The organism is Sporosarcina highlanderae (genome assembly GCF_030433715.1).
GTDB lineage: Bacteria > Bacillota > Bacilli > Bacillales_A > Planococcaceae > Sporosarcina > Sporosarcina highlanderae.
In genome coordinates this window covers 243,329-255,623 of record NZ_JAROCC010000003.1, presented here as the reverse complement: position 1 = coordinate 255,623, position 12,295 = coordinate 243,329, and the positions used below count along the sequence as shown (strand labels likewise).

At 40.0% G+C, this 12,295-nt stretch carries 13 protein-coding genes and 1 pseudogene; 3 read left to right on the top strand and 11 right to left on the bottom strand.

Translation table 11 applies throughout. The features are described 5' to 3' along the window. Positions 1-22: 22 nt before the first annotated feature. The 7 genes and pseudogenes from acsA to P5G49_RS05820 form a co-directional block, all read right to left on the bottom strand. A complete protein-coding gene (acsA, locus tag P5G49_RS05850) occupies positions 23-1,741 on the bottom strand; it encodes an acetate--CoA ligase (RefSeq protein ID WP_301242544.1) in 1,719 nt (572 codons plus the stop codon). A 231-nt stretch (positions 1,742-1,972) separates the two neighbouring features. Further along, on the bottom strand, positions 1,973-3,235 hold the full coding sequence (locus P5G49_RS05845; protein ID WP_301242543.1) for an acyl-CoA thioesterase/bile acid-CoA:amino acid N-acyltransferase family protein: 1,263 nt from the start codon (positions 3,233-3,235) through the stop codon (positions 1,973-1,975). Positions 3,236-3,280: 45 nt separating this feature from the next. Continuing rightward, positions 3,281-3,520 carry a hypothetical protein gene (locus P5G49_RS05840; RefSeq protein WP_301242542.1) on the bottom strand — a complete coding sequence of 80 codons (240 nt, stop codon included), beginning with the start codon at positions 3,518-3,520 and terminating at the stop codon, positions 3,281-3,283. A 331-nt stretch (positions 3,521-3,851) separates the two neighbouring features. Continuing rightward, positions 3,852-4,331, bottom strand: a complete 480-nt coding sequence (locus P5G49_RS05835; protein WP_301242541.1) for a hypothetical protein — start codon at positions 4,329-4,331, stop codon at positions 3,852-3,854. 75 nt (positions 4,332-4,406) lie between these two features. After that, positions 4,407-4,556, bottom strand: a pseudogene (locus P5G49_RS05830) (SMI1/KNR4 family protein); the annotation flags it as partial. Between the two features lie 21 nt (positions 4,557-4,577). Continuing rightward, positions 4,578-5,000, bottom strand: coding sequence for a FosM family fosfomycin resistance protein (gene fosM, locus P5G49_RS05825; protein WP_301242540.1), 423 nt, complete (start codon positions 4,998-5,000; stop codon positions 4,578-4,580). A 173-nt stretch (positions 5,001-5,173) separates the two neighbouring features. Further along, positions 5,174-5,659: an NUDIX hydrolase gene (locus P5G49_RS05820; RefSeq protein ID WP_301242539.1), complete on the bottom strand. Its 486-nt coding sequence runs from the start codon at positions 5,657-5,659 to the stop codon at positions 5,174-5,176. 274 nt (positions 5,660-5,933) lie between these two features. Here P5G49_RS05820 and P5G49_RS05815 point away from each other — a divergent pair, with 274 nt between their 5' ends. From P5G49_RS05815 to P5G49_RS05805, 3 genes are read left to right on the top strand one after another with little or no spacing between them, the layout of a single operon-like run. After that, positions 5,934-6,566, top strand: coding sequence for a GNAT family N-acetyltransferase (locus P5G49_RS05815; RefSeq protein ID WP_301242538.1), 633 nt, complete (start codon positions 5,934-5,936; stop codon positions 6,564-6,566). 17 nt (positions 6,567-6,583) lie between these two features. Next, positions 6,584-7,231, top strand: coding sequence for an acetoin utilization AcuB family protein (locus tag P5G49_RS05810; protein ID WP_301242537.1), 648 nt, complete (start codon positions 6,584-6,586; stop codon positions 7,229-7,231). Continuing rightward, entirely contained in the window at positions 7,228-8,382 is a 1,155-nt protein-coding gene (locus tag P5G49_RS05805) for an acetoin utilization protein AcuC (RefSeq protein ID WP_301242536.1), read from the top strand. The genes P5G49_RS05810 and P5G49_RS05805 overlap by 4 nt, the downstream gene beginning before the upstream one ends. 257 nt (positions 8,383-8,639) lie before the next feature. Here P5G49_RS05805 and ccpA read toward each other — a convergent pair whose 3' ends face one another. The 4 genes from ccpA to P5G49_RS05785 form a co-directional block, all read right to left on the bottom strand. After that, positions 8,640-9,638 carry a catabolite control protein A gene (gene ccpA, locus P5G49_RS05800; protein ID WP_301242535.1) on the bottom strand — a complete coding sequence of 333 codons (999 nt, stop codon included), beginning with the start codon at positions 9,636-9,638 and terminating at the stop codon, positions 8,640-8,642. A 120-nt stretch (positions 9,639-9,758) separates the two neighbouring features. Further along, positions 9,759-10,841 carry a bifunctional 3-deoxy-7-phosphoheptulonate synthase/chorismate mutase gene (locus tag P5G49_RS05795; protein ID WP_301242587.1) on the bottom strand — a complete coding sequence of 361 codons (1,083 nt, stop codon included), beginning with the start codon at positions 10,839-10,841 and terminating at the stop codon, positions 9,759-9,761. A 196-nt stretch (positions 10,842-11,037) separates the two neighbouring features. Then, entirely contained in the window at positions 11,038-11,670 is a 633-nt protein-coding gene (locus tag P5G49_RS05790; protein ID WP_301242534.1) for a YtxH domain-containing protein, read from the bottom strand. A gap of 71 nt (positions 11,671-11,741) precedes the next feature. Then, entirely contained in the window at positions 11,742-12,230 is a 489-nt protein-coding gene (locus P5G49_RS05785) for a DUF948 domain-containing protein (protein WP_301242533.1), read from the bottom strand. Positions 12,231-12,295 lie beyond the last annotated feature (65 nt).

Below are 12,295 nucleotides of genomic sequence, written 5' to 3'. Positions count from 1 at the left end.
GGTCCCTTTTCTATTTATGTTATTAATCTTCCATTGTCGACAAATCGCCTTCAGGCAAATTTAGCTCCCACGCCTTCAACACACGGCGCATGATTTTACCACTTCTTGTTTTAGGGAGTTTATCTTTAAATTCAATCTCGCGAGGAGCCGCATGTGCTGCAAGCTCTTTCTTGACAAACTGCTTAATATCATCAGAAAGTTCTTCGGATGGTTCATATCCTTCATGAAGTGCAACAAACGCTTTAATGATCTCGCCTCGAACAGGATCCGGCTTCCCAATTACTCCAGCCTCGACAATCGCAGGATGCTCTAACAACTTGCTTTCAACTTCAAACGGACCGACGCGCTCCCCACTTGTCATGATGACATCATCGACACGGCCTTGGAAGAAGAAATATCCATCCTCATCCATATACGCAGAGTCGCCGGATACATACCATTCATTATTCATGAAATATGAATCATACTTCTCCGGATTATTCCAGATAGCACGCATCATAGCTGGCCAACCTTTTTTAATCGCCAAGTTCCCCATCCGATTTGGTGGCAATACTTGTCCACGATCATCTACAATTGCAGCTTCAATTCCTGGAACCGGTTTACCCATCGAGCCAGGCTTGATTGGCAAAGATCCAAAATTACAGATAGTTTGAGCTCCAGTTTCTGTCATCCACCATGTATCATGGATTCTCAGTTTGAAAACTTCCATCCCCCAACGGATAACTTCCGGATTAAGGGGCTCCCCAACTGATAAAATATGGCGCAATGAAGATAGATCATACTCTTCCAATGGACCTGCACCCGCACCCATGAGCATTCGAAACGCTGTAGGCGCGCTGTACCATACAGTTACGCCGTAGTCTTGAATTGCCTCATACCAGCTTTCCGTGGAAAACCTTCCCCCTAAAATCAGCGATGTCGCCCCAGCAAGCATAGGACCGAATATTCCATAGGCTGTCCCTGTAACCCATCCCGGATCCGCCGTGCACCAGAAGATATCTTCATCCTTTAAATCCAGAACCCATCTTGTTGTCTGCAATTGTTGCACCATTGCCTCTTGCACATGCAGTACACCCTTCGGCTTGCCTGTTGAACCCGAAGTGTAATGAAGCAACGTTGGAGATTCCCGCTCCATCCATTCGACCTGGAAGTATGGAGATGCCTCTTTCAGATGTTTATTGAAATCAACATGCATTGAATCCTCATCAATATTTTCTCCCACCAGGAAGATTGTTTTTAAATGGGGCAATTTCGCAACAGGAATCCTGTTGAGCAATTCAGGAGTTGTAATAATCGCTTTGGCTTCACTATCAGATAGACGATCGTATACAGCCCCTTCCATGAATGCTTCAAACAATGGCCCTACGATTGTCCCCATCTTCAGTGCACCAAGTAATGAAAAATACAATTCCGGAGATCTTGGCATAAATACAAAAAGACGGTCTCCTTTTTCCAATGTAGAATGATTTCTTAACACATTTGCAGCTTTATTTGACATTTTTTTCAGCTCATTAAACGTATAAGCCTCTTTACGATTTGCATCCTTGTAATAGAGGGCCACTTTGTTTTTCCGATAGGAATCGGCATGTCGATCCACGGCCTCATATGCGATGTTAATAAGCCCGGTCTTATGCCAGCTGAACTCCTTCTCTGCGTCTGACCACTGAAACTCCCTAACTGTTTGGTCATAATCCTGCAATTGATAATTCCCTTGCATTACAGGTAACGTTTTACTCTCCATTCCTATCACCCTTTCAAACAACATTTAACCCTTACTATTTTACAGTAACTCCTCTATATTCGCTAACATTTTGATATATTTAGATTGTTTCGGTACCTGTGCGTGAAACTATTCCGACAATACACTTCAATTGCATATTAATAAAAATCAGAAGCAAAAAAGACAACGTTAAACATTTTATTATCTATTTTTATTCATTTTGGTTGAATTATCATGTATGTTTTTACACAGTCACGCCAAGTATGTAATAAAAAAATCTTTCACATTTTCCCACGCCTCAAATTGAGCATGAGAGTTTTCTTTTGGCGTTCCACCAAGTGATAACTTGCCATTCCCAAAGGGGGACACGACTGATTGTGTGGTCGGATATCCAGGAACTGAAAAAGAATGTCCCGCTTTAGGAAAATTGATATGTTCATAGTGATAGGCGTGATTGTGTTCTTTCAATCGGTCTATCACTTTTTCAGATAATAAATCAGCCGGCCATAACTGGTCATCGCCTCCTGAAATCAAAAGAACAGGTCCTTTTATATTTTCGACTGCTATTTCTGCTTGTTTTTCCCCTTCTGCCCACCATTGGTAGGTCTTTCGCCAAGATATTGGTTCTCCTACATCTCTTGCCTGATTAATCTCCAAAGTAACTTCTTTCGGAATTTCACCATAAGCAAACGGTAACGACTCCCCTCTATATTGCCATGAAGATTTACCAAGTGCTGATTGACCAATGCCCGGGTAAACAACCCCACTAGGCACATAACCTACTACTGCCTTGATTTCCGGGAACAGTGATGCACTTAATAGGGCTAATTCTCCGCCTTTAGAAGTTCCTAATACGCCGAGTTTTGTGAAGTCCACATTTGGATTATTGCGTAGCCATTCAATTGCTTTCTCTATATAATCTAATGGGATAGTCACTAATTCTTTTGGTAAACCTTCAATACCAAAATACGCCAAAGCCAATGTATTAAACCCATACGAAGCCAATAAAGCTGCATTATTCTCCCGCAATCCACCTTCAGATCCACCTAATACAATGATGGTTGGCAATGGTACATTCTTGGTATGGCAAAAGAATGTACCAACTAGTCCACATTCACGAATAGTAAATCTATCCACCACAGGTGAAACAACATCACGAATGATAGAAGTGGCTGCCAAAGCTTCTTGCTCCCTCATTAGAGTCAACTTTGTTTTTAAAGGTTTTAAGGGAGTCTTAGCCTTTGGTTTATCATTTGGAATAGGCTTCATTGACCAAAAAAGGCCCATTACATCTGGAGTTGAATAAGTTCCCGATATAGGCTTTGCATTCGCTAAGTTAATTTCACCTTCGTCATCTGACATAAATTCCGCAAACGATTCCCAAGTCATGCCCAGGTTATCGCACATTTCAGCTTTTAACGTTACAATCCCACATGGTGGTAGATTGGTGATTAGGATTTCCATTTTTGTATCGATTAAGGAATTGTTTTGTGTAATTTGGAATGTTGGTTTCATTAATTTCCCACGTGTTAGTCATTTGAAAGTCTGTCAAAGCATCTATTAAACAATTTCTTTTTGAACATGCCTTCTAAAAATAATCGTTAGGGTTAATAACAGAATTGGTGTTAGACCCAAGTAAGACAAAGGTGGATTAACGCTTGCAAAGTACATTGAAGTAGGCAGGCTGGCAATAAAAGAAATTAACATAGCCCTCCACGAACGTTTAAGAATAGAGAAGAAAAGAGAAAAGAACATTAAAAACACTGAAATCGCCATTAATATTGGAAGTAATATTCCCATTTAATACATCTCCTACCTCGCGTTTTTCCGGAAAACTATTAACATTAAGGCTTGAAAAAATAAAATAGGATAGGAAGTGTAACTACAACAATTACACTTTGAATGAATGTCAAAATAATATCTCTACGCCAAGTCTTTTTTTCTGGGTAACGATTTGCTAATCTTTGAAACACAAACAAAACAATCCACCAACATAAGAAAGAAATAAAGATAAAATTGAAACTACCGTAAAAATCAACGTACAACTTATTCCCTCCCTACTATCCAACTAATTGGCCTGATTGAAACGCAATTACTTCACTACTGCGCTCATTTGTAGCATTTAACTTTACTAAAAAACCTGAACTAAACGCTTTTCAATTCGGAATTCAAATTCTCTTATCAATTGGTTCGTTTCAGCATCAAGAAGGTTGATTTCAATTGTTATGAAGTCCCAGCTTTCTAAATAAGTTCGTTCCACTGATTTTTGAAAACCTCTTACTTCGGAACAACTTTTCAAATAGTAAGGTTTTTCTTGAGACAAATTAAAAGTACTCTCATCAATTTTCCACTCACCGAATTGAATATTTATGGCTCGGTCAAGTTTATTTTGTGTGTCAAAGCCAAAAAACATTTCTTTGGTTTCTTCATTATAATAAATCCCCATTATTTTCAAATAAAATCTATTATCATTAATTAACGGTATTTTGATACCTGTATTGTCATCTGACTCCCCACGCCACTCTTTCCACTGTTCTTTAGACCACGAATCCATTTTATTTGTATCATATGTCTTCTGTATAAATTCAACATTAACAATTTCTTTCGTCATTCACTGCTCACCCCGAAGATGCTAAATAATCTTTCTACTAAACAGATGCAAGTTCTTTCAAGGAAGATGTCTGTCTTACGTTGTAATCTCCCCGGTAATCCAGCCTTTAATAAATACTTCCAAAGATGGAGCAACCCACGTTCTGCTATCATCTTCGTGGTTCCATACATAAATATTTTCCGTTTGAATCGTGCCATTTACTATTTTGTAACCAAATAAATTTCCGCGCCAGAATGCAGCAGAATATTAATTATAAAATTCCATATGCGGTTTATCCTGCTTATAATAATCTAACCTATCCTTCAATGTACCCGTGTGAAATTCAAACTTATGTCCATCGGGATCAGTAAAGTAAATAGACTTCTTATCTTTTTCATCCCTATGACGTCCAGTTAAGATATTTACCCCCAACTCCTCCAATTTATCATATGCATTATTATACTCGGCATCTTCTATCGTAAAGGCAACGTGAGTATATGACTGATTTATTTCATTACGAGGAATATCTTTCTCTAAATTTAACGCCAACCACATTCCATTCATATCAAAGTAAGCAGTGCTTCTCGCTTTAACCAGCAATTTAGCATCAAATACATCTTGATAAAACTTAATAGATTTATCTAAATCAGAAACCGAAAACAAAAAATGATTAAGTCCCTTTACTAACAACTACATCACCCCAAAAATAATTATTCTATATAATGGCCTTTAAATGTGAAATGGTTCATCTCCTTTATGAGAATCGTATCCCACTCCGGCATACTACTTTTCTGCAAACGCGCCCTTTGGCAGTAGACAGCCCAGGAATCTGGCCCTATTGTTGAATACGACGAGTAGTTTTCCTATATAGTTCTCTCCATTTTTATTTCAAACTTTGGCTTTGTTATATAGTCCATATATTGAACACTTCCGTTATAATCCAAATACGCCTGGTATCTTGTACGTAGAGCAGGGGCGGTTACCATATCTAAAACATCTTCTTTATTAACCCAACGACTGTCCGATGTTTCATCCGATGTCGTCAATGCTCCACCTATGGGTTGGCATACAAAATCAAACATCACTTTTGTAGGTACTATCTTTACACCGCTATGTCCCTCATACGTTGCAGTATTAGAATAAACTCCTACCAAATGAGATACGATAACATCAATTCCACTTTCCTCTTTTACTTCCCTAATTACCCCATCCATTAAATTTTCTCCGACTTCCACTTGGCCGCCTGGAAACACCCAATGACCACCTCGTCGTTCCTTTACTAATAATATCTCACCTTTGCTATTCTCAACTAAGCCTCCCGCAGCAACAATATGTACTGGCATTTGCATTATCATTACCCCCATTTAATATAATTTCCCACAAATATTAACCGTCATTTGCCTTTGTTTTTTAATGGTTTAGGATCCCATTCTTCAACAGACAAAACAACCTTTTAACTGATTTTACCATAAATTCGACTAAATCTTTCGAAAATACATATTCAGAAACATAAATTAGAGTGTCTGATCATTCACTATTAGTCTTCTTACTGAATTCCAACTTCCCCCAGTCATTATTTGTTGTATACTTAAATAAGGTCTATTGACAAGGACGGTGATTAATTTGGAACATGTAAAAACGTATAATGCAATGGAGATCAAACATAAAAACGGCAATCTTATAATCGAAGGGCCAATTCCTGGAAAGGAACTGGCGAACTTGGATTTTCATGAGCACCTCGTCGCGTTCAGAACCCCGGAACAGCAACACAAGGCATTAATTGAAATTGCTGACCTCCAGGAAGGCAGAATCATTATTGCACGCGATAATAATGAGATCGTCGGGTACGTGACCTATTTATATCCAGATCCTCTCGAAAGATGGTCACATGGGAAAATGGAAAACCTCATCGAATTAGGCGCAATTGAAGTCATTCCAAAATATCGAAGCGGTGGGGTAGGGAAGGCACTACTTGAAGTGTCCATGATGGATGATGCAATGGAAGACTATATAATCCTGACAACCGAGTACTATTGGCACTGGGATTTAAAAGGAACAAAACTGAATGTATGGGAATATCGAAAAGTGATGGAAAAAATGATGAATCACGGCGGCTTGGTATACTATGCAACGGATGATCCCGAGATAAGTTCGCATCCAGCCAATTGCTTAATGGCCAAGATCGGAAAAAGGGTCGATCAGGCATCAATCCAGCAGTTCGATAGTTTACGTTTTATGAATCGTTTCATGTACTGACAGGGGGTAGTCAAAAAATGCTTATTGAAGAAATAATGAAGAGGGATGTAATTGCCCTTTCACCACATCACACCGTCAAAGATGCTTTGTCCATCATGCAGGAAAAGAAAATCCGGCATTTGCCCATCGTTTCCGAGACAAAAGAGTTGCTTGGCATCATAACGGATCGAGATTTAAAGGAAGTGTTACCTTCCCTTTATTCTGACACGACAGATGTAACCGTTTACAAAAAGCCATTATCCGAAATAATGACAAGCAATCCAATCATCGGCCACCCAATGGATTTCGTGGAGGAAGCAGCGGTCGTCTTTTATGATAATCAAATCGGTTGCCTTCCAATAGTATCCAATAACAAGTTGGTCGGAATCTTAACAGAAACCGATCTTCTGTATAAATATATTGAGTTGACCGGTGCCCATCAACCAGGCTCTCAAATCGAAGTTCGTGTACCCAATATACCAGGCATCCTATATGAAGTATCCAAAGTGTTTTATCAACATAAATTGAATGTCCAAAGTGTTCTTGTTTATCCAGACAAGGAAAATGAGGATAATAAAATTCTTGTTATTCGCCTTAGAACGATGAATCCGCTAAATGTAATCAAAGGATTACGCAATAGTGGATTTGAAGTCTTATGGCCGAATGTTCCCGGCATTGACCTATGAAAAAAGAAGCCGTATTTATCTTTTCTGAAAAACAACTTGGATATTCATTTTCTGAAACACACCCGTTCAATCAAAAAAGGATTGTACTAACCCTGGACCTTTTAAAGAAGATAAACGCTATCACCGATGATGAGATTATTACTCCAAGAATTGCAACAGACGAAGAGCTCCTTCTGGTGCATGACTCAAGATTTATTGACATTGTAAAAAGGGCTGGAAAGGGACAAGTCAGCAATGAGGTCGGCTCTGTATACGGAATCGGCACGGAAGACACTCCCATCTTTCCAAATATGCACGAAGCAAGCGCGATGCTTGTCGGGGGAACGTTGACAGCTGTCGATGAAGTGATGGAAGGCAGATCAAGATATGCAGTGAATCTTGGCGGCGGACTTCATCATGGTTTCAGTGGAAAAGCATCAGGTTTTTGCGTCTATAATGACAGCTCGGTTGCTATCAAATATATGCAAAAGAAATACGGGGCAAGGGTCCTTTATATCGATACCGATGCTCACCATGGTGACGGTGTGCAATGGACTTTTTATGATGACCCTGACGTTTGCACACTTTCCATCCACGAAACCGGTAGATATCTTTTTCCCGGTACCGGTAGCATAACGGAACGCGGGAATGGTAAAGGGTACGGGACATCTTTCAACTTCCCAATTGATGCATTCACTGAAGATGAATCTTTTCTTGAAATTTATAAAACCGCTATCGAAGAAGTAGCAGCCTTTTTCAAACCCGATGTCATCTTGACACAAAACGGCGCCGATGCGCATTACTTTGATCCATTAACACATTTATATGGAACAATGAAAAGCTTTGAACAAATACCAAGGATTGCAAGAGAAATTGCGGAGCGTTATTGTGAAGGCCGATGGATTGCCGTGGGTGGTGGCGGATACGATATATGGCGAGTCGTGCCAAGAGCATGGTCACATATATGGCTATCCATGAAACAAATTCCAATCCCAACCGGAAATCTACCCGATGAGTGGCTCACTGCTTGGCAGGACCAATCCCCTGTCCCATTCATCAAAACATGGCAAGACCCAAACCCATTATACGAACCCATTCCAAGAAAGGCCGAAATAACCGAAAAAAACACCCAAATGCTTAACAAAGCACTACATATAATTCGGAACAAATAGGGGTTACTCATTTCTCCTTTGACTTGGTATATAGGTTTTATTATTATTTGGCGTTTTTGTTGATTGGAGCGGAAGACGGCCGACTCCGGGAGGATCAGCGGGACAGGTGAAACAACCAACGGTAGCGAAGCGAACGGGTTGGTTCACCGCACGCCCTCCGGAAAGCGTGCCGTCTGAAGCGCAAATCAACAACAGTTTTTATTTCCATAGTTAAATAAACAAAAGCTGTTCCGGATTTATTCCCAGAACAGCTTTTATCACTTAGTCGATTGACGCTCCTCCATATGATAAGGCAAAATAACACCTACATCTTCAACCTCTTCACCATTCATCAACTTCGTCAACAACCGCATCGAAACCGCCCCTAAATCATATAACGGGACAATAACTGCAGACAGCTGCGGTCTCACTACCCTTGTCAACAGAGTATGCTGGAAACAAATTACCTCCATATCATCAGGCACCGAAAGACCATCATCCCTCAGCCCATTCAAAATCCCTACAGCAATTTCATCATTACCTGCGAAAATCCCTGTTGGCTTCTCCTCTAAATCGCGAATAAGCTTCCATTTCTCGTAAGCATCATCGTACGTATTATCTGTTTCAATGAAAAAGTCATCAATGATCGGCAAATTAGCTTCCTTCAACGCTTTTTCGTAACCCACCTTCTTACAAAGACGATTGATATCCCTGGAAAGAGGTCCAGACACGTGTACAATTCGTTCATGTCCATTTTCAATCAATTTCTTAACAGCTTGGTAGGCCGCCTCTTCGTGATCGATGTTCACTGTAGGCAAATTAGTACCCGCGTCAAGTGTACCAGCCAATACAATTGGAACATTTGCGGTCGCCATTTCTTTCCGGATTTCTTCAGAAAGTGAGTCGCTCATGAATATTACCCCATCGACTTGTTTACCAAGGTGATCTTCAAAAAGTTCAACTTCCCTTTGAGGACGTTTATCCGAATTGGATAGGATAATATTGTATTCATACATCGTGGCAACATCTGCAATCCCCCGTGAAAGTTCCGCATAATAGCTTTTCGAAATATCCGGGACGATGACTCCAATAGTAGTTGTTTTTTTACTGGCGAGTCCCCTCGCTACAGCGTTTGGACGATAACCGAGACGCTCGATGCAATCTAACACCTTTTTACGTGTTGCCGGCTTAACATTTTGGTTGCCGTTTACAACACGAGATACTGTCGCCATAGAAACATTCGCTTCTCGGGCTACATCATAAATTGTTACAGACATTATCGAATCTCCTTCCCTTCATTCTAATTATGTATTCGCTTACTCCTATTATAATCAAAGCACCGGAACCTTAAAAGGTCCGGCGCTTTTCACAGAAAGTTTTTAATGCACTTTCACTTATCAAATAGTTTGGTGCGTATTCATAAACCTTTGTAGCTCTGCATAGAACTCGTCGAACTGTTTAATATCCATTTGCTGTGCTGCATCGGATAATGCAACTGCCGGATCAGGATGCACTTCTGCCATGACCCCATCGGCACCTACGGCAATTGCCGCTTTTGCGGTTGGAAGTAACAAGTCCTTCCTTCCCGTTGAATGGGTAACATCCACGAACACCGGTAAATGGGTTTCTTGTTTTAAAATCGGAACAGCTGAAATGTCCAATGTATTACGTGTCGCACGTTCATACGTACGGATACCACGTTCACATAGCATAATTTGGCTATTCCCTTTGGAAATGATATATTCGGCCGCATTGATGAATTCATCAATCGTTGCAGCTAATCCACGCTTCAATAGAACTGGCTTATTCGCCATTCCCGCTTCCTTCAATAATTCGAAGTTCTGCATGTTACGGGCACCTATTTGAATAACGTCAATATAATCCAAAGCCTCTTCCAAATGAGATGGAGTGATGATTTCTGTTACAATTGACAATCCCGTTTCATCTGATACCCGCTTTAAGATTTTCAATCCTTCAAGACCGAGACCTTGGAAGTCGTAAGGGGAAGTTCGCGGTTTATATGCCCCGCCTCTAAGCATCTTCAATCCCTTGGATTTAATGGATTGAGCGACTGCCAAAACCTGCTCATATGATTCTACAGCACAAGGTCCAAATACGAAAGTAGGTGAACCGGTACCAACTTCCTCGCCGTTTACATTTACAATCGTATCCTCGGGTTTCCTTTTACGTGAAACTAACAGAGCATTACGTTGCTCGTCTTCCTGTATTTCTAAAGCTGACATGAAAATTCCTTTGAAAATCTGTTCTAAAACTCCATTCGGGATCGGACCTTTGTTTGATTGGACTAATGCGTTTAACATCTCTCTCTCACGAACTGGATCATATCTGTTAACACCTTGCTTCTCCTTGACTCTGCCAATTTCCTGTACAACAGCTGTACGTTCATTGATCAAGTCCAGTATTTGGTTATTCAGTCCATCTACCTGTCTGCGCAGTTCATCCAACTCATTTTGTCTCATCATTCTGTCTCCTCCCCGAACACATCAGTCCCTATTTAAAAGGGAATTCTATGCTGCATTTTTATATAATAGTCCAAGTATAATGAAAAGCATTTGAAATGTCACGTCATTTCTGTAAATTGTCACTAATTCACGGTTTTTGACGAAAAAATAGAGGGGAATACTAAAATCCCCTCTACGTTTTAATAATTATAGATCATTTTTCTTTTTCAACTGAGATATGATTTTGATTTACATTCTTTTCTTCACCGAAATTTTCGCTATTATCATACGCAACACCGCTATTATTTGTTGATTGATGTTCAGCTGATTCCTTGTTTTCATCGGTTTTGTTATCAACAAACTCAATTGGCTCTTCGCCTTCTGATGAGGCTGTGCCATCATGCATCGGAACGGATGTTTTATTTGTCATCGATTTTACTTTATCAACAATTTGACCTGATTGCTCTTGGATTGTTTTCGCTAATTCGTCTGTCTTCTCTTTTGCGACAGAAGAGATCTCGTTTGCTTTATCCTTTGCAACCGCACTTAATTCAATACTTTTGTTTTTAATTTGCACGGCTTGTTCAGAAAAATCATCCCGCATCTCTTTACCGGTTTTAGGTGCAAGGAATAATGCTGCAGCTGCACCAATTACTCCACCAACCAATGCGCCAAGGAGGAAGCTTCCTGCTCCTGAATTATCATCGTCATAAAAATCATCTGTATTGGAGCGATAAGAATAATTTACAGGTAGATGTGATGGTTCTCCGAAAGTGTTTTTATATTCCTGATTACCATAGTATTGGTGGTTTTGTGAGTCCTTATAGTTCGGCTTATGTTCAGTCATTTGAATTCCTCCCAAATATTTTTCTTATTAATGTTAACAATAAATTCCTGTTATGCTCACTGAGCCTTTATTCAATTACTGCCTTTTGGGCTTGGCAGTCTTTTTTGTTTTGAATCCGCTTTATAGACTGTCCAACCTGATGATCTTTCTTCTTTCATTTCCTTCACTTTACCGATGATTCCAAAAGCAACATTGCCCCATTGTACAGCTTGGGCTATTTTATCACTGTTCTTTTCAGCTTCAACAGTAATTGAGTTCGTAATACGGTGAACTGAGCTGTTCAGGTTACTGACGGAATCGCCCACCCCTTTTACTGCATCGACAACAGTGTTCAGTTTCTCGGCTTTCTGCTGAATATCTTCCGCAAGGGCATTTGTCTTATGAAGAAGTTCAGTTGTCTCCGATGTAATACCCTCCAATTGATTTGTTAAGCCATCCATAGTTTCTGAAACGCTTCGTAATGTCCTTTTTAATGACCCTAATGTCATCGCCAGGCTGATACATAAAATCAAAAAAGCCACTGCAGCGACGAAGGCTGCAATATACAATAACACTTGCATGGTATTTCCTCCTTCCGATATACATACATAAATAATTTCTACCCTTTAAAGTAGGTAAATAAACT

Coding starts and splice junctions, on each gene's coding strand:
- P5G49_RS05840 (WP_301242542.1), bottom strand. CDS start 3,520: ATGGGAATATTACTTCCAATATTAATGGCGATTTCAGTGTTTTTAATG.
- P5G49_RS05805 (WP_301242536.1), top strand. CDS start 7,228: ATGAAAAAAGAAGCCGTATTTATCTTTTCTGAAAAACAACTTGGATAT.
- P5G49_RS05835 (WP_301242541.1), bottom strand. CDS start 4,331: ATGACGAAAGAAATTGTTAATGTTGAATTTATACAGAAGACATATGAT.
- ccpA (WP_301242535.1), bottom strand. CDS start 9,638: ATGTCTGTAACAATTTATGATGTAGCCCGAGAAGCGAATGTTTCTATG.
- P5G49_RS05820 (WP_301242539.1), bottom strand. CDS start 5,659: ATGCAAATGCCAGTACATATTGTTGCTGCGGGAGGCTTAGTTGAGAAT.
- P5G49_RS05790 (WP_301242534.1), bottom strand. CDS start 11,670: ATGACTGAACATAAGCCGAACTATAAGGACTCACAAAACCACCAATAC.
- P5G49_RS05785 (WP_301242533.1), bottom strand. CDS start 12,230: ATGCAAGTGTTATTGTATATTGCAGCCTTCGTCGCTGCAGTGGCTTTT.
- P5G49_RS05845 (WP_301242543.1), bottom strand. CDS start 3,235: ATGAAACCAACATTCCAAATTACACAAAACAATTCCTTAATCGATACA.
- acsA (WP_301242544.1), bottom strand. CDS start 1,741: ATGGAGAGTAAAACGTTACCTGTAATGCAAGGGAATTATCAATTGCAG.
- P5G49_RS05810 (WP_301242537.1), top strand. CDS start 6,584: ATGCTTATTGAAGAAATAATGAAGAGGGATGTAATTGCCCTTTCACCA.
- P5G49_RS05795 (WP_301242587.1), bottom strand. CDS start 10,841: ATGAGACAAAATGAGTTGGATGAACTGCGCAGACAGGTAGATGGACTG.